The organism is Rhodococcus tibetensis, assembly GCF_024438035.1.
Taxonomy (GTDB): domain Bacteria; phylum Actinomycetota; class Actinomycetes; order Mycobacteriales; family Mycobacteriaceae; genus Rhodococcus_F; species Rhodococcus_F tibetensis.
The window spans coordinates 13,305-34,318 of the sequence record NZ_JANFQF010000001.1; the positions used below are offsets into that span (position 1 = coordinate 13,305).

A 21,014-nucleotide genomic window follows, 5' to 3' on the forward strand; every position below is an offset into this window, starting at 1 on the left:
GGGTCGGCGCAACGCAATGGCGCGGCGGTCCAACCATGGAACCAAAACGAGTAGTGGAGGTCAGCACATGGCAGGTATTGCGTCGAAGTTCGACAAGGCATACGAAACCCTTCCGATCGAGGAACTCGCGCAGGCCCCGGTCGCCGCGCTCGAAGGGGTGAGCGAGTCCGACGCCGAACATCTCGCGGCCGCGTTCAATATCAAGACCGTCGCGGACCTGGGCACCAACAAGTTCTTCCTCTGGGCGCAGGCAGTCGCGAAACTCGCCGAGTAGACCTAATCGGGCCGATCGGTCAACGGCCCCGACCCTGGATGCGTGGGAATACCCCCGCAGCCCTCGAGGCTGCGGGGGTATTCCCGTTGAAGCGGGGCCTGGTCCGCGCATGCCGACGGACGGCACAAGGGCGGCCGGATCAGCAGAGGCCGGGGTTATGCGTTCGATTCACGAACTTGACATGACACGGATGTACCCTCGCCCGCGAGCGCGAAGAGGCCGTCGTCGGTCTGCTCGACGAGCCCGTCGATCAACAACGAGTGGAGGGCGCGGTCGCGCTGACCGGGGTCGTCGAGCCACACCTGGTCGAGGCGAACCCGCTCGACCGGACTCGAACTGTCACGCAACACGGCCATGAGTTTGCCGCGAACCTGACGATCCGTGCCTGCGAACTTCTGCACCTTCCTGCGCTCACCGGTGTGCGCGGGACGCCCGGCGTCCACCCAGGCGCAGCTCGGCAGCGGGCACCGCGAGCATTCGGGGGAGCGTGCAGTGCAGATCGTGGCGCCGAGTTCCATGAGTGCAGCCGAGAACGTGGCGGCGCGGGCGCGGGTCCGGGGAAGCAGGGTGGACACGTCCGCGAGGTCGCGGACCGTCGACGGGTTGCCGGGCTCCGCGTTGCCGTGCACTGCGCGCGCCACCACTCGTCGAACGTTGGTGTCGACGACCGGGACCCGCTGCCCGTAGGCGAAGCACGCCACCGCGCGAGCGGTGTACGCGCCGATCCCCGGAAGTCCGAGGAGGGTGTCGACGTCGCTCGGGACCACGTCACCGTGCTCGGTGGCCAGCACCCCGGCGCACTGGTGCAGTCGCAGTGCTCGCCGCGGATAGCCGAGCTTGCCCCACGCACGCAGCACATCGGCTTGGCTCGACGCCGCCATGAGTGAGGGCACGGGCCAGCGCCGGACCCATTCCTCCCAGATCGGAGCCACCCGGACGACCGGCGTCTGCTGCAGCATGATCTCGCTCATCAGGATGTGCCAGGCGGTCACTCCCTCGCGACGCCACGGCAAATCCCTGGCCTGGTCGCCATACCATCTGATCAGCGCAGACGAGTCCACGGTCACTTCTTCTCACAAGTCCCTTCGCCGGAGTGCCGACCGGATTTTCCGTCGACGTAATGTTCCCGCCGAGCCGGGGCAACAGGAGGGGTGCACAATAACCTCATGCCCAATTCCAACCCGGTTTCTGCATGGAAGTCCCTACGCCAGGGTAACGAGCGGTTCGTCAATGGAACGTCGCTCCATCCCAGCCAGGGCATCGCCGATCGCGCGAAGCTCGTCGACGGCCAGCACCCCACGGCCGTCCTGTTCGGATGCGGAGACTCCCGCGTCGCCGCCGAGATCATCTTCGACCAGGGGCTCGGCGACATGTTCGTCGTCCGCACCGCAGGCCACGTCCTCGACGACGCCGTGCTCGGCTCCATCGAGTACGCCGTCGGTGTGCTCAACGTGCCGCTCATCGTCGTGCTCGGTCACGACAGCTGTGGCGCCGTCAAGGCGACGCTCGACGCCCTCGACGACGGCAACATCCCCCCCGGGTTCATCCGCAGCATCGTGGAACGGGTAGCGCCGTCGATCCTCATGGGACGCCGAGAGGGCCTCAGTACCGTCGATGAACTCGAAGGTCGTCACGTGGTGGAGACCGGGGCGCTGCTCATGCAGCGTTCGCGCATCATCGCGGAGAAGGTGGAGAGCGGCGCGTGCGCCATCGCGGGTGTCACCTACAAGCTGTCCGATGGCCGCACCCACCTGCAAGGCGCGGTCGGGAACATCGGTGAGCTCGCGGACTGACCGCGACACGCCGCACCCGCTGAGCCGTACCCGCACGCTGCCGAACTACCGTTGACGTCGTGCTGGAACCGAATGGACCGTTGCCCCCCGAGATTTACTGGCGCCGCAGGGCGCTGGCGATCGGCGGCGCCATCGTCGTGCTGATTTTGGTGGTCTGGTTGATCAGTTCCCTCCGTGGTGGGGACGATTCCGAGACCGACCCTGCGGCAGCCAGCTCGTCGTTGAGCACACCGGTGTCGATTTCACCGACTGCCTCGGGTTCACCGCCGAGTGGTGGTTCCGGCGGCTCGGGGGGCGGTGGCGCTGCAGCTGCCGGCGGTGAGGCGTCCGCCACATCCGGTTCCTCGAGCAGCGGCGCAACGAGCAGTGCTGCGTCGAGTAGCGCAGCGGCGAGCGGCCAGCCTGTTGCGGCCGGCCAGTGCCCGGACCAGTCTCTGGCCATCAAGGTGGCTGCCGACAAGCCGACCTATCTTCCGGGTGAAGAGCCGAGTTTCACCACGGTCGTCACCAACATCGGCACCACCCCGTGCCAGCGCGACCTCGGCAGCAGCTTGCAGCAGGTGCTGGTCTACACGATCGACGGCAGCGTCCGGCTGTGGTCCAACATCGACTGCTTCCCGCAGTCCGCGGCCGATCTGCGCACCCTCGCCCCTGGCGAGCAGGCTCAGTTCACCGTGAAGTGGTCCGCGAAGACCTCCGCACCGGATTGCCTCACACAGCCGGAACCGCAGCGCGACCCGGTGGGTCCCGGCGCGTACACCGTGGTGGGACAGCTGGGGCAGCTGCGCAGCGCGCCGGAACCGTTCAACCTGAGCTGACGGCAGCTACGGTTCGATCCGGGAGCGGCGATCGAACTCCTTTTCCAGGTCGTCGAGGTCAGGGTCGGCGAGCAGTGCCGCGAGAAGTATGCGGGCCTGTCCGGCTCTGAGATCGGTCGAGAAGAGGGCCCCGGCCGCTGCGAGGTCGTAGCCGCCTCCACCTCCGCCGTAAGTGGGGAAGATCGAGCCGCGGGGGACGCGGGTGGATACGGCGACCGGAACACCTGCCGCGACGGATTCGCGTACCGCTTCGACGATCACGGGATTCGCATTGCCGGATCCGAGTGCCTCGAGAACCAGACCGTGCGCGCCGGCGCTGCGGCACGCGTCGAGCTGCACACGATCCGCGCCGGGGTAAACCGCGACGACATCGACGCGGAGGCCAGAGATCGGACGCCACGGTAGTGGCTCGGCACGGTGTCGGTGCGTCGGACTGTGGACGGACCTGAACGCATCGAGCGCGGTCGTGTCTGCCTTGCGCACCCCCGGGACCGAGTGGAGAACCCCACCGAAGGAAATCAGAACCCCCCGTCCACGCATGGCCGGATCGGTCGCGGCTGCGATCGCGGACGACAAGTTGGCCTGTGCGTCCGACTCGGGATGATCGAAAGTCCGTTGCGCGCCGGTGAAGACGACGGGACGGCGATCGGCGTGATGCAGATCCACCAGGAACGCCGTTTCCTCCATGGTGTCGGTTCCGTGGAGAACGACCACCCCGGCGATATCGGGATTGCTGAGTTCCGCCGTGATTGCCGCGCGCACCCGATCCATATCGGCGAAGGTCAGGCACGAGCTGTCCTTCGACAGGACGTCGGTGACGTGGACCTCAGTGGCCGCCGGGTCGGCGCCGGTCGCGAGTAGATCCGGACCCGCAACGACGGGGCGGCTCACACCGTCCTCGTCGCGCCTGCTCGCGATGGTGCCTCCGGTGGTGACGACGGCAACTGTAGGCACTTACTGTCCTCCCTGCGAGGCGTTCGGGTGGGCATCGATGGAGATGCTGCCATCTCGCACGGCGGCCAGGTCACGGATTCGGTTTCTGCAGGCGTACCAGCCGATCACGAGGAGTGGGGCGATGATGGCGATCGACCCGACGGTCCACGTTCCGACGGGATGATCGAAGGCCATCAGCACTACCACGCCGACGAGGAACGCCAACGTCAGAAGTCCCGTGTAGGGGGCGCCGAACATCCGGAAGCTCGGTCGGACCAGGCGTCCTTCTTTGGCGAACTTCCAGAGTTTCAACTGGCACAACACGATGACGGCCCAGGCGCTGATGATCCCGAGGGCAGCGAGGTTGAGGACGATCTCGAATGCCTGGGTGGGAACGATCGCATTGAGTCCTACGCCGAGGAGGATGACGAAGCCGGTGAGAGCGATGCCGCCGTAGGGGACACCTGCCTTGTTCATTTTCGCGGCGAACGCGGGCGCCGACCCCGCCATGGCCATCGAGTGCAGTATTCGTCCCGTCGAATACAGTCCGGCGTTGAGTGAAGACAGTGCGGCGGTGAGTACGACGAGATTCATGATCGCGTCTGCGCCTTCGACGTTGATCGTTCCGAAGAAGGTGACGAACGGGCTTTCGCCGGCGTGGTATTCCATGTAGGGGAGGAGTAGCGCCAGCAGCAGGACGGATCCGACGTAGAAGACGAGGATCCGGAGGATCACCGTGTTGATCGCCTTGGGGATCACCTTCTCCGGATTCTTCGTCTCCCCGGCTGTCGTGCCGACCAATTCGATGGATGCGTAAGCGAAGACGACACCTTGGATTACCACGATCGCGGGCAGGATGCCGTTGGGGAACCACCCGCCGTTGTCGGAGATCATGCTGAAACCGGAGGTGTGACCTTCGAGCGGCGTACCGAACAAGACGAAATAGACGCCGAAGCAGAGGAATGCGGCCAGTGCGACGACCTTGATGAGCGCGAACCAGAATTCCAGTTCACCGAACACGCGAACCGAGACCATGTTCAGCGTCAGTACGAGTGCTACTGCCGCCAGGGCGAATACCCATTGGTCGACGTCTCCCAGTGGGGCCCAGTACTTCTTGAAGAAGTTCATGTAGAGCGCTACTGCTGTGACGTCGACGACTGCGGTCATCGCCCAGTTCAACCAGTAGAGCCAGCCGGCGGCGAACGCCATCTTCTCGCCGAAGAATTCGCGAGAGTACGACACGAACGATCCGGACGTGGGACGGTGCATCACCAGTTCACCCAGTGCCCGCAGAATCAGGAACGCAAAGAATCCGCAGAGGGCATAGACGAGAACGAGGGCGGGTCCCGCCTGATGCAGTCGTCCACCGGCGCCCATGAACAGACCGGTACCGATTGCTCCACCGATTGCGATCATCTGGACCTGACGGGGACCGAGTGCTTTCCGATATCCCAGATCTTCTTCGACGAAGATGTCGTGCGTCTGGCTCGTGCCGTCTTTTTCAATCGTCATGACACAACTCCGGCGGTCGTAGGAACAGGAGCCTGAGTTGCGTTACCGGCCCTCAGATTGGCGAGGTGCTCCGGACTGAGTAGTCGATCCAGTTCGCCTCGGTCGAGTAGTCCCGCCTCGATCACGAGGTCCGCGACCCTGCGACCGGACACCAGCGCCTCCTGGGCGATACGGGTCGAAGCGGTGTAGCCGATGTAGGGATTGAGCGCGGTGACGAGCCCGATCGAGTCTTCGACCCGGGCGCGCAGAAGGTCGGTGTTGGCGGTGATCCCCAAAACGCACTTGTCGGCAAGGATGCGGCAGGCGGCGGCGAGATGCCGCATTCCGTCCGACAGCGAGTGCACGATGATCGGTTCGAAGGCATTGAGTTGCAGCTGGCCTGATTCGGCGGCCATCGTGATGGTGACGTCGTGACCGATGACCTCGTAGGCCACCTGGTTGAGTACTTCCGGGATCACGGGGTTGACCTTGCCGGGCATGATCGACGATCCCGCCTGCACCGGGGGCAGATTGATTTCGTTGAGTCCCGCCCGAGGCCCCGAGGAGAGGAGACGGAGGTCGTTGCACACCTTCGACAACTTCACCGCGATTCTCTTCAGGACGCCGGACAAGTGCACGAATTGGCCCACATCCTGGGTGGCTTCCACCAGGTCGGTGGCGAGAACGAGGGGGAGGCCGGTGAGTTCGCACAGCTTCTCGCACGCGGCCTCGGCGTAACCGGCCGGGGCGTTGAGTCCGGTTCCGATTGCGGTAGCGCCCAGGTTGATCTCGTGAACCAGTAGTGCTGCTTCCCCGAGTCGCGCGCGGTCCTCGTCGATCATCACCGAGTACGTGGCGAATTCCTGTCCGAGTGTCATCGGGACCGCGTCCTGTAATTGGGTGCGGCCCATCTTCACCGTGCCGGCAAATTCCACGGCCTTGGACGCGAACGCCTCCTGCAGTACTCGCAGGGCATCGAGCAGATCCTCGATCGTCAGGATCGTGGCGATGTTGACTGCCGTGGGGTAGACGTCATTGGTCGATTGGCTGAGGTTGACGTGCTCGTTGGGGTGCAGGTGCTGGTACTCACCGCGGCGGTGACCGAGGATCTCGAGCGCGCGGTTGGCGATGACCTCGTTTGCGTTCATGTTGGTCGACGTCCCGGCCCCACCCTGGATGACATCTACGACGAACTGGTCGTGCCAGCCGCCTTCGACGATTTCTCGGCAGGCCTGACCGATCGCCTCGGCACGGCGGTGGTCGAGAATCCCCAGCTTCTCGTTGGCGCTCGATGCCGCCCACTTGACGAAGGCGAGTCCGCGAATCAGCGAGGGGTTCGTCGAGATCGGCCGACCGGTGATCGGGAAATTCTCCACCGCACGCAGCGTGTGGATTCCCCAGTACGACTCGGTGGGGACCTGGCGGTCCCCGAGCAGGTCGTGTTCTGTTCTCGTTTCGAGCACTTGACTTCTTCCTCACGTGGATTCGCGCTAGCAGTGGTCCCGCGGCGCTCGGAGAGCCATTTGGTAGAGCTACCCTGCTATCTACCTGCCAGGCTGTCAGACAGGTGTAATTGTTACGTGGCTCACTTCCTGTCGTCAACCCCTCGGCCACGCAGGTTGACGCCTTTGCCTGGTCGTGAGCAGAATAACGCCATGAACCTGTCAGACAGCTGGGCAGCCAGGCGTCCTGTAACCGCACGGGTCAGCGCCGCAGAAGCCGTCCTCGCGGACCTGCGCGGCGCCATCACCTCGGGCGAGCTGTCGGTCGGTGAACGGCTTCCGTCGGAGGCGTCGTTGGCGGCTCGGCACGGGGTCAGTCGTTCGGTCATCCGCGAGGCCCTTCGCTCATGTCATGCACTCGGACTCACCGAGACCAAGTCAGGCTTGGGCACGTTTGTCGTCAGTGATTCGATCGCACGCGACCTCGACTTCGGAAACTATGCCGCCAACGAGCTCGTCGAGGCGCGCCCTCATGTGGAGATCCCCGCTGCCGGATGGGCGGCGCAACGGCACTCTGTCGAAGATCTTGCAGCCCTCCGCGGTCTGGCCGAGCAGATGCGCGAGGAGGACGACCCCCTGGTGTGGGTGTCCCTGGACGCGCAGTTCCACGCGCTGATCGCCCGGACAAGCCGCAATCGTGTATTCGAATCGGTGATTGTCGATATCCGTGAAGCGCTGACCCGGCAGTCGGAAACGCTCAACCTGGTCGCCGGTCGGCAGCAGAAGTCGAACGACGAGCACGATCGGATAGTCGACGGAATCGAATCGAGAAGCTACGAGGTGGCGGCGCAGGCCATGGCGGAACACCTCGACGCCGTGCGTGTCGCATTGGAATCCGTTGTCGGCGAGTCGTATTCGACGCCTCAACCATAAGAGATGGTCGGTTGCTACGCCACGGCCACCCGAAAGCTAGTCGTACGGACCGGAAATCGACGTTTCGGCGAGCCTGGAGAGGCCCTCTCGGATGTGTCGAGCCCACAACCCGCCGATCCCCTCCACCGACTGCAGGTCGGCGGCGGTCGCGGCGAGCAGCGACTGCAATGTCCCGAATGATCCGACGAGACGATGAATCTGGTTGAACTGCAACCGGGGAACTCGAGTGAGAACCCGGTAACCGCGTGGACTCATCGGGGCCTCGAGTGCTTCGATGGTGCCCGGATATCCGAACGCCCGGGCCAATGTCGTGAGGTCGAGCAGATCGGCGTCGGTGATCTTGTCGAGTGCGGTCAACGATTTTTCGACATCGGTGGCAGGGGCGGGGCCCGTGCCGGCGAGGTAGTCGCGGACGATCAGTTCCCTTGCCACATCGTTGTCGCCGACGAGCTCTTCGAGTTGGAGGGCGAGCTGACGGCCGTCGGTCCCCAGTTCGAGTACGTCCTGCTCGATTTCCACGGATACACGGCGCACCATCTCGAGCCGCTGCACCACCGTGAGCGCGTCGCGGAGAGTGACGAAATCCTCGATCTCGACGACCGAGAGCTGGCGGGTGACCTCGTCGAGGCGAGCCTTGTACCGCTCGAGGGTGGCGACCGCCTGATTGGCCCGGGACAAGATGGTGGCAGAGCCGTCGATGACGTGGCGTATCCCGCCGACATACACACTGACGATGCTCATCGACTGGCTTACCGACACCACGGGGTACCCCGTCTGCATCGCCGTGCGCTCGGCGGCACGGTGCCGGGTGCCGGACTCGACGGTGGGGATCTTGTGGTCGGGAACGAGCTGGACGTTGGCCCGGACGATGCGTGAACCGTCCGTGGACAGAACCACGGCGCCGTCCATTTTCGACAGCTCCCGCAGCCGTGTGGGGGCGAACTCGACATCGAGCTCGAAGCCGCCGTCGCAGATTTCTTCCATCTGCTCGTCATAACCGAGGACTATCAGGGCGCCCGTCCGGCCACGGAGAATACGTTCGAGGCCGTCGCGCAGCGCTGTTCCGGGGGCCAACCGGGCAATCGTTTCGCGCAGCGCAGACGACGACTCTGCATCGTTCATCGCGAAACACTCCCGCTGAGGTAGACGTCACTTTGTATGGGACCGTCGTGGAATAGGGCTCGGACCCGCGTTTAGATTACCTATCCATGAGCAGTACCTGGACTTTGCCCGACGACCTGACCGTGCCGGAACCGGTTCCCACCTTTCCCACTGCAGGTCAGCCCGTGCCGCAGCACTGGAGTCGATGCTTCGGGTGCGGCGACCAGTCGCCGGCCGGGATGTCCATGAGCTTCACGGCCGGGGAGGGGCTCGACGTGTGGGGACGTCTCGAGGTGGCCACCCGCCACCAGGGCGGTCCAGGAGTGATCCACGGCGGCATCCTGTCGACGGCGTTCGACGAAGCGCTGGGCATGGCGTGCCGCGCGACGGTGGACGGTCCGGTGGTCACCGGTCATCTGGAGATCGACTTCGCGCGGCCAATTCCGCTGGGGTCGGTGCTGGAATTCCACGCGCGAATCGACGGAACGATCCGTCGCAAGGTCTACGCGAGTGCGGAGGCGCGCATCGTCGAGGGTCCGAACGCCGATCCCGACGTGGTAGTGGCCACGTCGCGGGGATTGTTCCTCACTGTCACGGCCGCGCACTTCGAGAAGACCAAGAACTTCGTCGACGGGGTTCCGGGCATGCCGTTCGGCACATCGTCGATTTGATGGCTATACCCGCAGGGCCGCGATGGCTGCCCCGAGATTCCCGACCTCGGTGACCTTCATTCCGGGAGGGGCCGCGCCGGAGTCGAGGGGAACGAGGGCCCGGGTGAATCCCAGGCGGGCTGCTTCGGCGAGCCGTCGCCCGACGCCGGGAACGCGCCGGACCTCGCCGGCCAGTCCCACTTCACCGAGGATCACGAGCCCGTCGGGAACGGGCTTGTCTTTCACTGCGGAGGCGACGGCGAGTGCCAGCGCCAGGTCTGCGGACGGCTCGGTCATCCGCATGCCGCCGACCGTCGCCGCGTAGACGTCGTTCTTGGCGATCGGCACGCCGCACCGACGGTCCAGCACGGCCAGCACCATGGCCACGCGTGCGCTGTCGAGCCCGCTCACCGCGCGCCGGGGGGCGGGCATGGAGGTTGCGGCCACGAGCGCCTGGACCTCGCCGAGAAGGGGACGCTTGCCGTCCATCATGACCGTGACCGCGGTTCCGGGAACCGCTTCGGCCCGGTGGTGCAGGAACAGTCCCGAGGGGTCGCTGATGCCGGCGATGCCGTCTTCCCGGAGTTCGAAGCACCCGACCTCGTCGGCGGCACCGAAGCGGTTCTTGACGCCGCGCACCATGCGGAGCGTGGAGTGCTTGTCGCCCTCGAAGTGCAGGACAACATCGACGAGATGTTCGAGCGACCGTGGACCGGCGACGGCGCCGTCCTTCGTGACGTGACCGATCAGCAGAACCGGGACCCCGCTGGCTTTCGCGAGCGACGTCAGCGCACTGGTGACGGCCTTGACCTGGGTGACGCCACCGACGACGCCGTCGACGTCGGCGGCAAGCATGGTCTGTACGGAGTCGACGATCAGCAGGGTGGGACGTACCTGCTCGACGTGTCCGAGGATGGTGGCGAGATCGGATTCGGCGGCGAGATAGACCCGCTCGTGCACCGCGCCCGTCCGATCGGCGCGTAGCCGTACCTGCCCGGCGGATTCTTCACCCGTGACGTAGAGGGATCGGTCGTCCGGACCCCGCCGCGCCCACTGGTGCACGACCTCGAGGAGGAGCGTGGACTTGCCGACGCCGGGTTCGCCCGCGAGCAGAACGACCGACCCCGGAACCACGCCACCGCCGAGGACACGGTCGAGTTCACCGATTCCGGTGGGCTTGGCGCGAGTGGACGTGCTGTCGATACGCGTGATGGGTGTTGCCGGCGTGGACGGAAGGACGGCCCCAGCACCCGCCTTCGCGAGAGAGGCACCGGGACGGCTCGCGACCGGCGCGAGGATCGGAGCCTCGTCCATCGACCCCCAGCTGCCGCACTCGGGACAGCGGCCGACCCATTTGGGCACGGTGCACTGACACGACGAGCACCGGAAACTGGACTTGAGTTTGGCCACCGACGCAGCCTAGAGAGCCGGTCCGACAGACCGGCCCCGGGCGGCCGTCAGTGTCCGCCGCCGCCCTCGGCCTGGGTGCCCGCCGACTTGTCGGACACGTGTCGCTCGGTTTCGTGACCGGCATCGACGGGAACGGACACGGTGACGTCACCGGCCTTCTCGAACGTGAAGGTGACGGGGAAGGTGAGGCCGGGGCGCACACCCTCCTTCAGGTCGTCCAGCGTGACCAGGACGACATCGCTGGGGACCTCGGCGGCCTGGTCACGTTCCTGCTCGGCGTGACCGCCCTCCACGGCGTCCTGTGCGACGTCACCGGCGACGAGCGCCGTCTGCGGCGGAATCTCCTGGCCGCCGGCGGCATCTCGAATCGTGACGGTCTCGGCGACGTCGGTGCTGATCTTGGTCAACTTGTCGGCGGTGTCTTCGTTGTTGTTGATCGCCGCGAAGGCGAGGACCGCTTTGCCGCCGGCCTCGATGCTGTACTCGTCCGAGTTGGGGTACACCACGTGCACGTTCCGCAAGGCGATCGAACCGAGGTCGGCGCCGTTGCCATTGACCGCAGCGACCTGACTCGAGGTCTGGGTGATCTGTCCCGCACCGCAAGCGGACAGCGTGAGGGCTGCGCCGGCAGCGAGAGCAACGGCGGTCGCGACTCGGCGAGTCGGCTTGTCGAGAGCAGTCACGGGTTGTCCTCCAGTGTCAGGTTCGCACTCCAACTAGGCAGAGTAGTAGTTCCCTCGTACGGCCCGGTCGCTGGGTACTCACAATGGTTGTCTGCGTGCGCTTTCGGTCTCGAAGAACGGCCTGTTCGGAGCCCCTGAGATGCACGTATCCCAGGCGCTGTCAACCCCTACGATCAAGCGTCGGGGCCCCTGACCTGCACCGTTGATGCGACCTGGATCCGGTCACGTGTTAAACTCGAAAGATCGAAAGGGGCACGGGACAGATGATTTTTAAGGTCGGAGACACCGTCGTATACCCCCATCACGGTGCGGCGTTGATCGAAGCAATCGAAATCCGCACCATCAAGGGTGAGCAGAAGGAATATCTCGTTCTCAAGGTTGCTCAGGGCGATCTCACCGTACGGGTTCCCGCAGACAACGCAGAGTATGTAGGCGTGCGTGACGTAGTCGGTCAGGAAGGTCTCGACAAGGTCTTCCAGGTCTTGCGGGCACCGCACACCGAGGAACCCACCAACTGGTCGCGCCGCTACAAGGCGAATCTCGAAAAGCTCGCGTCGGGTGACGTGAACAAGGTCGCCGAGGTCGTTCGTGACCTGTGGCGTCGCGAGCAGGATCGCGGCCTTTCCGCGGGAGAGAAGCGCATGCTCGCGAAGGCCCGGCAGATTCTTGTCGGAGAGCTGGCGTTGGCCGAAGGTACAGACAGCGACAAGGCCGAGACAATCCTCGACGAGGTTCTCGCGGCCGCGTCCTAGACAGCCGCGACGCCGCAGTGACCGCAGAGCGAGGTCCTGTAGTCGCGCTGGTTCCCGCCGCTGGTCAGGGAGTGCGGTTGGGCGAGATGACGCCCAAGGCATTCGTTGATCTCGGTGGAAAGACCATGCTTGTACGCGCGGTCGACGGGCTCCTCCAGTCGGGGGCTGTCGACCGCGTCGTCGTGATCGTGCCGGAAGAGCTCGTCGATTCCACTCGCGACACCCTTCCCGGCGCAGTTGTCGTCGTGCCGGGCGGCAGCGAACGGACGGATTCGGTGAGGGCCGGGCTCGCAGTCGCCGACGATGCCGAATACGTGCTGGTCCACGATGCCGCCCGCGCGCTCACGCCCCCGTCGCTCATCGCGCGGGTCGTTGCGGAACTGCGCTGCGGCCGCGACGCCGTCATCCCAGTCCTCCCGGTAACGGACACGATCAAGACCGTCGACGTGCTTGGTGCCGTGACCGGAACTCCCGAACGTTCCGAATTGCGGGCGGTTCAGACGCCACAAGGGTTCACGGCACCACTGCTCCGACGGGCCTACGCCGCCGCGGACGGCATTGCCACCGATGACGCCGGCCTGGTGGAGCGCCTCGGTGAGCAGGTCCGCAGCATCGTCGGGGAGCCCAGAGCATTCAAGATCACCACACCGCTGGACCTCGTGCTGGCCCGCGCGCTGGTGGAAGAGGGAGTGAACTAGTGCGAGTTGGTATCGGTACGGACGTCCATCCGATCGAGCAGGGGCGTCCGTGCTGGATGGCCGGTCTGCTCTTCGAGGGCGAGGATGGTTGCGCCGGGCACTCGGACGGAGATGTCGCGGTCCATGCACTGTGTGACGCGTTGCTGTCGGCCGCGGGACTCGGCGATCTCGGTTCGGTTTTCGGGACGGGCAGGCCCGAATGGTCGGGAGTCAGTGGCGCCGCAATGCTCGCCGAGGTGAGACGACTGCTCGGGGAAGAAAACCTCGGTGTCGCCAATGCCGCCGTCCAGGTGATCGGGAATCGACCGAAGATCGGACCGCGCAGAGACGAAGCGCAGAAGGTGTTGAGTGAGATTCTGGGCGCACCGGTTTCGGTGTCCGCGACCACCACCGATGGTCTCGGACTTACCGGGCGGGGCGAGGGGATCGCCGCGGTGGCCACCGCGTTGGTCATTCCTACTCAAAGCGCCAGGTAAGATCGCTGGTCGTGACCCTGCGCCTATTCGACACCGAGACGCGGGCCATGCGTGACTTCGTTCCGCTGGCCCCTGGACACGCATCGGTGTATCTGTGTGGGGCCACGGTGCAGGGCGACCCCCACATCGGGCACGTACGCAGTGGCGTCGCATTCGACGTACTGCGACGCTGGTTGCTCGCCCACGACTTCGACGTGGCCTTCGTGCGCAATGTCACCGACATCGACGACAAGATCTTGAACAAGGCCGCCGAGGCCGGTCGCCCCTGGTGGGAGTGGGCCGCCACATTCGAGCGGTCCTTCACCTGGGCGTATCAGCAGCTCGGTGTCCTTCCGCCGTCGATCGAGCCGCGGGCCACCGGGCACGTCACCCAGATGGTCGAGATGATGCAGCGACTGATCGACAACGGTCACGCGTATGCCTCGGGTGGTGACGTCTACTTCGACGTGCGCAGTTACGCGGGCTACGGCAGCCTCTCCGGGCACAAGCTCGACGACGTGCACCAAGGTGAGAGTGCCGGCGAATGCAAACGGGATCCCCGAGACTTCACGCTGTGGAAGGCGGCTAAGCCCGGCGAGCCTTCGTGGCCGACGCCGTGGGGTCGTGGTCGTCCGGGATGGCACCTCGAGTGCTCGGCGATGGCCGAGTTCTATCTAGGTGCCGAGTTCGACATTCACTGCGGCGGGCTCGACCTCGTTTTCCCCCACCATGAGAACGAGATCGCACAGGCCAAGTGTGCCGGCGACGGTTTCGCGCAGTACTGGTTGCACAACGGCTGGGTCACCATGGGTGGCGAAAAGATGTCGAAGTCGCTCGGCAATGTTCTTTCGGTGCCGAACGTGCTGAAAAAGGTGCGGCCGCAGGAACTTCGGTACTACCTCGGCAGCGCACACTATCGGTCGATGCTCGAGTACTCCGACACCGCGCTCGACGAAGGGGCTGCGGCGTTCCGTCGGGTCGAATCTTTCGTGAACCGGACCTGTGAGCGGGCCGGTGACGTTCCCGTCGGCCGTTGGACGGAGGCGTTCGGTCGTGCGCTCGACGACGATCTCGCCGTCCCAGCCGCGCTCGCCGACGTACACGGCCGGGTGCGCGAGGGCAACATCGCTCTCGAAGGCGGAGACCTCGAAGGCGCGCGTGAGGTCGCGTCGCAGGTACGGGCCATGATGGGGATCCTCGGTGTGGACCCCCTCGATCCGCACTGGACTCAGGACACCGCGGATGCGTCCGCGGCGACCGATGCCCTGGACGTACTTGTCAGGGCCGAATTGGAGCGTAGGCAGAGTGCCCGCGCCGAGAAGAACTGGGCTGTGGCCGACGAGGTGCGTGACCGGCTCATCCGGGCGGGCGTCGAGGTCACCGATACCCCCAACGGGCCCGAGTGGTCTCTCAAGGCAGGACAGTAGTAATGGCTGGAAATTCGAGTAGGCGCGGAGCCGTCCGCAAGTCGGGTACGAAGAAGGGGCAGGTCGCCGGCTCCGGTGGCCAGCGTCGCAGGGGACTCGAGGGACGAGGCGCAACTCCGCCCGCCGAGGCCCGCACTAAACATCCCGCTGCCAAGCGGGCCGCGAAAGCCAGCCGTGAGGCCGAGAAGCAGCCGGGTCGCGGCAGGCAGACCGCGGGACGCAAAGTCCTCGACGGACCCGAGACCGTGCTGGGCCGCAATCCTGTCGTCGAGTGTCTGCGCGCCGGTGTCCCCGCGACCGCCCTGTATGTCGCGGTCGGCACCGAGAGCGACGATCGTCTCAAGGAATCCGTGCAGCGGGCCGCCGACGCCGGAATTTCCATTCTCGAGGTTCCGCGAACCGATCTCGACCGGCTCAGCGCCAACGGCCTGCACCAAGGGATCGCATTGCAGGTGCCGCCGTACCGCTACGCGCACCCCGACGACCTCCTCGCAGAGGCCCGTAAGCATCAGGAGGCGCCGCTGCTCGTGGCCCTCGACAACATCACCGATCCGCGTAACCTCGGTGCCGTCGTGCGATCGGTGGCTGCGTTCGGCGGACACGGTGTGGTCATCCCGGAGCGCCGTAGCGCAGCGGTCACCGCGGTCGCCTGGCGTACGAGTGCGGGAGCGGCAGCCCGGTTGCCGATCGCCCGCGCCACGAACCTCACTCGGACGCTGAAGGATTGGGCGTCCAAGGGTGTTCAGGTCGTCGGTCTCGACGCCGGTGGTGACACCACTCTCGACGACTTCGACGGCAGCGGTCCCGTCGTGGTCGTGGTCGGCTCGGAGGGCAAAGGACTGTCACGTCTGGTTCGGGAGAACTGTGACGCCATCCTCAGCATCCCGATGGCCGGGCCCGTCGAGTCGCTCAACGCGTCCGTCGCCGCGGGCGTGGTGCTGGCCGACATCGCGCGTCGCCGCCGCAGCTAGCTGGAACCCTCCACACTGTGACGACGGACGCCGAAGCGTCGCGGGCTCCACAATAAGAGTCATCTCGGGATCGTCGGCGCGAGCACCCGATGGAAGCGCATTCGGTGGCCGGGGCGCAATTGCGCCGCCACCGGCAGGTCGTCTTCGACGACGACCGCGATCACGGGATACCCACCCGTGACCGGATGATCGGCGAGGAACAAGATCGGCCGTCCGTCGGGCGGCACCTGCAAGGCCCCCGCCACCATCGCCTCACTGGGCAGTTCGCGGGTGATCGCTCGATGCAGAGGCCCCGGCCCGTCGAGACGCGCACCCACCCGGTTGGTGTCGGGGCTTACTGTCCACGTCTCCCGCAGGAGTGCGGCGACCGAGGCTCGGGTGAACCAGTCGTCGCGGGGTCCCAGTCGAACCCGCATCATCAGCGGATTCTCGGGGACTGTGGGTGGGGGTGCGAATTCGTCGGCAGGCCAGTCGCCGCATTCCGCCCCGACCAGGATTCGATCGCCCTCGGCCACCGGATCGGGACCGAGATCGGACAGCGTGTCTCTCGACCGGCTGCCCATCACGGGAGGAACATCGACGCCTCCGCGCACCGCGAGGTAGCTGCGCAGACCTTCCGACGCGTAGGCGATCTCGAGCAGATCGCCGGAATTGAGATGCAGCATCGTGTAATCCGGCTGGGGTCGGGAGTTGACGGTGACGGGGGCGCGCGCACCGGTGACCGCAACCGACACGGCACCCGCGGCGCGCACCGCGAGGCCGCCCAGTGTGATCTCCAGCGTGGCCGCCCCGGATTCGTTGCCCACGAGCCGGTTTGCGCAGTTGTGCGCGACCCGGTCGGCAGCACCCGACTCGCCGACTCCGACCGAGGCATATCCGGGCCTACCCCGATCCTGCACGGTGGTGAAGGGTCCGGTGCGCACAACCTCGAGCCAAGCCATTGTCCGATTGTCTCGCATCTTCCGATGCTCTGGATACGATCACCGGCCTCGGTACCGCTCTGCCCTTGCTGATCGGTGCTGCTGTCGGCTTGCGCTACAACCTTCCCCGGCCGCTTATCGCCGCGCTGATGGCCTTCGGTGCAGGCACCATGGTGGCCGCGGTGTCGACGGAGTTGTTCCAGCCCGCATTCGAGGCGGAGGGCATCTGGACTGCGGGGATAGCGTTGTTGGCCGGCGCACTCGTATACGTCGGCGCGGATCGCCTCATTGAGCTGAAGCTCGGCGCCGGTGCGCTCGGATGGGCGTTGATGCTCGGATCCTTGCTCGACGGTGTTCCGGAGAACACCGCTCTGGGGGTGACGATCAGCGGGGCGGGTGGCGTCGTCCTCCTCGTTGCCGTGGCTGTCGGAAACGTGCCCGAGGCGGTCGCCGGAGCGGCATCGATGCGGTCGCAGCCGAATTTCAGCGGCGGACGTGCGATGGCGGTGTGGACCTCCACGGCCGCGCTGCTCGTGGTGGTCGTGGTCGCCGCAAACCTCGTATCGGACGAAATCTCCGACGGTGCCATCGCGACAATCCAGGCCTTCGCAGGTGGAGCGACCATCGCCGTGCTGGCTGATTCGCTGATGCCCGAGGCCTACCGCGAAGGCGGCTGGTGGGTGGGTCTGTCCACAGCGTTGGGTTTCCTCGTCGCCTTCGGTCTCGGGGCGTAGAACCCCCCGTCCGTACTTGTTCACCGCAGACTCAACACACCGCGGACGGATGACAAGCACTTACAGCGTCATTCGGACTCGAAGCGCACGATCACACCCGGACGAAGGAGCGCGGGGGGAGTTCGTCGAGCATCCCAGATCTGTTCGTCCGTGCTGCCGATCAGTTGCCATCCACCGGGGGAGCTTCGCGGATAGATTCCCGTGAACTCTCCGGCGAGGCCGACAGCACCGGCCGGAACAGATGTTCTCGGCGTCGAGCGCCGGGGCACGTGCAGTTCGGGCACACCCCCGGCAAGGTAGCCGAACCCCGGCGCGAACCCCGAGAATGCCACCGTCCACGATGTGCCCGTATGTGCCTCGATCACCCCGGCGACCCCGAGGCCGGTCAGCTCAGCCACTTCTTCGAGGTCGGGCCCGTCGTAACGGACGGTGATCCGGACGTGCTCCGATGTGTCCTCGGGTGCGTCCGGCCGCGGTTCGGTGGTCCGCAACCATCGGACGACGCGGTCGCGGCTGGCTGCAGCACGGTCGAATCTGACGAGGATGGTGCGGGCAGCCGGGACGAGCTCGACGACGCCGGGCGGCCTGCCGTCGTCGAGGGCACGAAAATGGGCGAGGACGGTATCGAGGTCTTCGAACTCGGCGAGGACCGCAGCATCTCCGACGTCGAGTACCCGCATCAGACGAACGGTTCCACTGTGACGCCCTCGGCATCGAGCAACTTCCGTATGGCCGCAGCCATCTCGACGGCCGCGGGGGTGTCGCCGTGCACGCAGACGGATTCGGGTGCAATCGCCAGCACGGTGCCATCGATGGCTTCGAGCGTGGAATCGAGCGCCAACCGGCGCACCCGCTCGGCAACGACCGCCGGATCGTGGAGGACGGACCCTGCCGTCGTGCGCGGTACCAGCGTGCCTTCGGGTGTGTAGGCACGGTCGGCGAAGGCTTCGGCGACGGTCCGCAGCCCGGCTTTCTCTGCCTCCTCGAGGAACACCGAGCCGGGAAGGCCGAGGACTGGGAGGGTGTCGTCGAAGGCACGAATGGCGTCGACCACCGCGCGCGCCTGCTCACGATGACGGACGATCGCGTTGTACAGCGCGCCGTGCGGTTTCACATATGCCACCGCCGAACCGCATACCTGCGCGAGCCCGTCGAGTGCACCGATCTGATAGATGACATCGGCCGTGAGGTCTCGCGGAGCGACGTCGATGAATCGTCGTCCGAACCCGGCGAGGTCGCGGTAACCCACCTGCGCACCGATGCGCACTGTCAGGTCGGTCGCCGACCTGCACGTGGACAGAAGCGTCGTAGGGTCACCTGCATGGAAGCCGCAGGCCACGTTCGCGCTGGTCACGAGTTTCAGCATCGCGACGTCGTCGCCGAGAGTCCACGCACCGAAACTCTCGCCGAGATCACTGTTCAGATCGATGGCCGGCACGTATTCAATACTAGGGTTCTCATCCCCATCTTGTAGATTCTGTGGCGGGGGCGGGTGGAACCGGTGAGGGTCCTGCTGCGTCGAAACAAGTGACCGCGTGTTCGGCAGGGCGTCAATCGGAGGGGAATCGTGGCTGATCCGCAATACATCAAGGACCCGGAGAACTTTCACTCCGACCGATGGGACCACGCACGCATCGTGAACGCCGTCGCGAACATGGACGGAAATCATATCGACGACGTCGCCAGGGCATGGGCCGAATTGGGCTCGGCAGCAAGCGAGTCCATCGTCGCTTTCAGTGACGCCGTCAAGAAACAGATCAGCGCGAGCTGGCAGGGTGCCGCGGCCTCTGCGGCGTACGCGGAAACCGAGCGCTATGCCACCTCCGCACCTGAGGCGCGGGAACAACTTCACGGTGTTGCCGGCGCGCTGACGCCGCTCATCGACACCGTCACCGCTCTCGGCGACAGAGTGCCTCAGACCGTTGGCACCGGACTCTGGGACAAGCTGACTCCGTGGGACACCGATACGGAAGACGAGGTCTACCGCCGCGAAGATGAAGCACGGGATGCGATGGCCACCGTCTACAACCCAGGCCTCGCCACCTCGGACGGCTCTGTTCCGGAGTTCACGAAACCGGAGAGCAGGGTGGATGTTCCCGCGGGTCCGTCCGGTCCAGGTGTCGACCAGGTGAACAGTGCCCCGAGTTCGAGCGATCGGATCGGTGGACCGAACGCAGGCCAGCCGAATTCCGGCGACGCTCCCGCGAGCGACCCCTCTGCTGTGGACAGCGCACCCACTGTGGATGGCACTGAGCAGAATGCAACAACCGCACCGTCAGCGGCAACCGCACCGCCCACAACAGCCCCGGCCTCCGTGACGGGTGATCAGGCGCAGAGCCGGACGGGTATGCCGCAAGGTACCGATTCGTCCTCGGGCGGTGGCTCGCGATCAGGTGGTGTGGGCGGCGGTGGATCGGGGGGCGGAATCGGTGTCGGGGCCGGCGGACTGGGTGGTGGCAGCGCCGGCGGCGGACGACCGGGTGCGGGCACGGGGGCAGGTGGCAAACCCGGTGTCGCAGGTATGGCTGCCGGTGGACGCTCCGGTACCGGTATGCGTGGCACCGGCCCGATGGGCGGGGGAATGATGGGCGGGGGAGCCGGAGGAGCCAAGGGTGCCGGTGAGGACAAGGAACACAAGACCCCCGACTACCTGATCACCCTCGACAACGGCAACGAGCTGATCGGCAAACTGCCCCTCGTCTCACCACCGGTGATCGGCGCATGAGCATGCGCAATTGGCGGCTGCGACCCGAACTGTTCGACGCGCTGTGGACCGGCACCGGTCAGGACCGTATGCCCTACCCGTTTCGGGTCGTCAGCACACACGCTGGACTCAATGCTTATGCCGCCGAACAAACCTCGATCCGCGAGGTCTTTTCCGGTGCTGAACACGACAACCTGCGTTCGGCGCTGGACGTCCTCGCCGAGCCGGAGCTGTACGCTGAAATCTCCGGGTCCACCACGGGCGACATGCCGATGAGAATTATCGGTGCGCAGCGGGAACAGTGGTCGGTGATCGCGACCCAACTTCCCGGCCGGTCGCCGCAGATCGGTGGCGATGTCGTGCTCGGCGCCGGACCGTCCGGACAACTCGGTGCTCAGCTGATCGCGTTGATCCCGCCGAACGCAGCCGGACGCACGCACTTCCGCCGACGGGATGCTGAGGAGTCCGAGTACGCGGGCGGAATTCTGCGCGACGTCAACGCAGCCGCCCCTGCGCCGCGTCTCGAAACCGCCGTCCAGCGCGGATATGCCGGCCGCGGAAAGATACGAGTATTCCGGGGACCTCGTTACGGAAGCGGCCGCGACGTCGGAGCCATCAATTGGATCGACATCGCAGGAGACGGGCGGTACGCGATCGGCCCCCACGATCCCCGCGCAGCCAACCCGGCAGGACCTCGAGAACTCGTAGCGGCGCTCGACACCCTGATCAGTGTCGGTACTACGCAGCGAGCGGGTTCGGTGGCCGCGCGCGGTTGGTAGATTTGCCACGACTTACAGGTGGGGACGACGAACCGCGGGGGAAAAC

General features: G+C 65.8%; 23 protein-coding genes. 13 read left to right on the forward strand and 10 right to left on the reverse strand.

The window, feature by feature from the left end:
* Positions 1-67: 67 nt before the first annotated feature.
* On the forward strand, positions 68-274 hold the full coding sequence (locus NOF53_RS00080; RefSeq protein ID WP_255964936.1) for a hypothetical protein: 207 nt from the start codon (positions 68-70) through the stop codon (positions 272-274).
* 155 nt (positions 275-429) lie between these two features.
* Here NOF53_RS00080 and NOF53_RS00085 read toward each other — a convergent pair whose 3' ends face one another.
* On the reverse strand, positions 430-1,341 hold the full coding sequence (locus tag NOF53_RS00085) for an HhH-GPD family protein (RefSeq protein ID WP_255964937.1): 912 nt from the start codon (positions 1,339-1,341) through the stop codon (positions 430-432).
* 99 nt (positions 1,342-1,440) lie between these two features.
* On the opposite strand from NOF53_RS00085, the gene NOF53_RS00090 reads away from it, so the two are divergent.
* On the forward strand, positions 1,441-2,067 hold the full coding sequence (locus tag NOF53_RS00090; RefSeq protein ID WP_255964938.1) for a carbonic anhydrase: 627 nt from the start codon (positions 1,441-1,443) through the stop codon (positions 2,065-2,067).
* Between the two features lie 59 nt (positions 2,068-2,126).
* Positions 2,127-2,885 (forward strand): hypothetical protein, encoded by a 759-nt coding sequence (locus NOF53_RS00095; protein ID WP_255964939.1) that lies wholly within the window; start codon positions 2,127-2,129, stop codon positions 2,883-2,885.
* A 6-nt stretch (positions 2,886-2,891) separates the two neighbouring features.
* Here NOF53_RS00095 and NOF53_RS00100 read toward each other — a convergent pair whose 3' ends face one another.
* Genes NOF53_RS00100 through NOF53_RS00110 form a run of 3 tightly spaced genes read right to left on the reverse strand, consistent with a single transcriptional unit; the run spans position 2,892 to position 6,772 of the window.
* Positions 2,892-3,839 (reverse strand): asparaginase, encoded by a 948-nt coding sequence (locus NOF53_RS00100; protein ID WP_255964940.1) that lies wholly within the window; start codon positions 3,837-3,839, stop codon positions 2,892-2,894.
* The gene (locus tag NOF53_RS00105; protein WP_255964941.1) at positions 3,840-5,330 is read right to left on the reverse strand and encodes an amino acid permease; all 1,491 of its coding nucleotides are present in this window, start codon (positions 5,328-5,330) and stop codon (positions 3,840-3,842) included.
* Entirely contained in the window at positions 5,327-6,772 is a 1,446-nt protein-coding gene (locus NOF53_RS00110) for an aspartate ammonia-lyase (protein WP_255964942.1), read from the reverse strand. Before NOF53_RS00110 ends, NOF53_RS00105 begins: the two co-directional genes overlap by 4 nt.
* Before the next feature lie 192 nt (positions 6,773-6,964).
* Here NOF53_RS00110 and NOF53_RS00115 point away from each other — a divergent pair, with 192 nt between their 5' ends.
* The gene (locus tag NOF53_RS00115; protein WP_255964943.1) at positions 6,965-7,684 is read left to right on the forward strand and encodes a FadR/GntR family transcriptional regulator; all 720 of its coding nucleotides are present in this window, start codon (positions 6,965-6,967) and stop codon (positions 7,682-7,684) included.
* A gap of 36 nt (positions 7,685-7,720) precedes the next feature.
* On the opposite strand, the gene disA is transcribed toward NOF53_RS00115, so the two are convergent.
* Entirely contained in the window at positions 7,721-8,806 is a 1,086-nt protein-coding gene (gene disA, locus NOF53_RS00120; RefSeq protein ID WP_255964944.1) for a DNA integrity scanning diadenylate cyclase DisA, read from the reverse strand.
* An 86-nt stretch (positions 8,807-8,892) separates the two neighbouring features.
* Between disA and NOF53_RS00125 the strand changes: the two genes are divergently transcribed.
* Positions 8,893-9,456 carry a PaaI family thioesterase gene (locus NOF53_RS00125; protein ID WP_255964945.1) on the forward strand — a complete coding sequence of 188 codons (564 nt, stop codon included), beginning with the start codon at positions 8,893-8,895 and terminating at the stop codon, positions 9,454-9,456.
* 3 nt (positions 9,457-9,459) lie between these two features.
* On the opposite strand, the gene radA is transcribed toward NOF53_RS00125, so the two are convergent.
* Together radA and NOF53_RS00135 are read right to left on the reverse strand one after the other, a co-directional pair.
* Positions 9,460-10,845, reverse strand: coding sequence for a DNA repair protein RadA (gene radA, locus NOF53_RS00130; protein ID WP_255964946.1), 1,386 nt, complete (start codon positions 10,843-10,845; stop codon positions 9,460-9,462).
* 47 nt (positions 10,846-10,892) lie between these two features.
* Positions 10,893-11,528 (reverse strand): copper chaperone PCu(A)C domain-containing protein, encoded by a 636-nt coding sequence (locus NOF53_RS00135; protein WP_255964947.1) that lies wholly within the window; start codon positions 11,526-11,528, stop codon positions 10,893-10,895.
* A 263-nt stretch (positions 11,529-11,791) separates the two neighbouring features.
* On the opposite strand from NOF53_RS00135, the gene carD reads away from it, so the two are divergent.
* From carD to rlmB, 5 genes are read left to right on the forward strand one after another with little or no spacing between them, the layout of a single operon-like run.
* Positions 11,792-12,280, forward strand: a complete 489-nt coding sequence (gene carD, locus NOF53_RS00140) for an RNA polymerase-binding transcription factor CarD (RefSeq protein ID WP_109326516.1) — start codon at positions 11,792-11,794, stop codon at positions 12,278-12,280.
* A gap of 17 nt (positions 12,281-12,297) precedes the next feature.
* The gene (gene ispD / locus NOF53_RS00145; protein WP_255964948.1) at positions 12,298-12,978 is read left to right on the forward strand and encodes a 2-C-methyl-D-erythritol 4-phosphate cytidylyltransferase; all 681 of its coding nucleotides are present in this window, start codon (positions 12,298-12,300) and stop codon (positions 12,976-12,978) included.
* Positions 12,978-13,454, forward strand: coding sequence for a 2-C-methyl-D-erythritol 2,4-cyclodiphosphate synthase (ispF, locus tag NOF53_RS00150; RefSeq protein WP_255964949.1), 477 nt, complete (start codon positions 12,978-12,980; stop codon positions 13,452-13,454). The genes ispD and ispF overlap by 1 nt, the downstream gene beginning before the upstream one ends.
* A gap of 11 nt (positions 13,455-13,465) precedes the next feature.
* Positions 13,466-14,860, forward strand: coding sequence for a cysteine--tRNA ligase (gene cysS / locus NOF53_RS00155; RefSeq protein WP_255964950.1), 1,395 nt, complete (start codon positions 13,466-13,468; stop codon positions 14,858-14,860).
* A 2-nt stretch (positions 14,861-14,862) separates the two neighbouring features.
* Positions 14,863-15,831 (forward strand): 23S rRNA (guanosine(2251)-2'-O)-methyltransferase RlmB, encoded by a 969-nt coding sequence (gene rlmB / locus NOF53_RS00160; RefSeq protein ID WP_255964951.1) that lies wholly within the window; start codon positions 14,863-14,865, stop codon positions 15,829-15,831.
* Positions 15,832-15,890: 59 nt separating this feature from the next.
* On the opposite strand, the gene NOF53_RS00165 is transcribed toward rlmB, so the two are convergent.
* Positions 15,891-16,772 (reverse strand): 5-oxoprolinase subunit C family protein, encoded by an 882-nt coding sequence (locus NOF53_RS00165; protein WP_255964952.1) that lies wholly within the window; start codon positions 16,770-16,772, stop codon positions 15,891-15,893.
* 65 nt (positions 16,773-16,837) lie between these two features.
* On the opposite strand from NOF53_RS00165, the gene NOF53_RS00170 reads away from it, so the two are divergent.
* Entirely contained in the window at positions 16,838-17,485 is a 648-nt protein-coding gene (locus tag NOF53_RS00170; protein WP_255964953.1) for a ZIP family metal transporter, read from the forward strand.
* A gap of 68 nt (positions 17,486-17,553) precedes the next feature.
* On the opposite strand, the gene pxpB is transcribed toward NOF53_RS00170, so the two are convergent.
* Together pxpB and NOF53_RS00180 are read right to left on the reverse strand one after the other, a co-directional pair.
* On the reverse strand, positions 17,554-18,165 hold the full coding sequence (gene pxpB, locus NOF53_RS00175) for a 5-oxoprolinase subunit PxpB (RefSeq protein ID WP_255964954.1): 612 nt from the start codon (positions 18,163-18,165) through the stop codon (positions 17,554-17,556).
* On the reverse strand, positions 18,165-18,923 hold the full coding sequence (locus NOF53_RS00180; RefSeq protein ID WP_255964955.1) for a LamB/YcsF family protein: 759 nt from the start codon (positions 18,921-18,923) through the stop codon (positions 18,165-18,167). Before NOF53_RS00180 ends, pxpB begins: the two co-directional genes overlap by 1 nt.
* A gap of 129 nt (positions 18,924-19,052) precedes the next feature.
* On the opposite strand from NOF53_RS00180, the gene NOF53_RS00185 reads away from it, so the two are divergent.
* Complete coding sequence (locus tag NOF53_RS00185) at positions 19,053-20,210, forward strand: hypothetical protein (RefSeq protein ID WP_255964956.1); 1,158 nt, start codon at positions 19,053-19,055, stop codon at positions 20,208-20,210.
* Positions 20,207-20,968, forward strand: a complete 762-nt coding sequence (locus NOF53_RS00190) for an ESX secretion-associated protein EspG (RefSeq protein WP_255964957.1) — start codon at positions 20,207-20,209, stop codon at positions 20,966-20,968. The genes NOF53_RS00185 and NOF53_RS00190 overlap by 4 nt, the downstream gene beginning before the upstream one ends.
* Positions 20,969-21,014 lie beyond the last annotated feature (46 nt).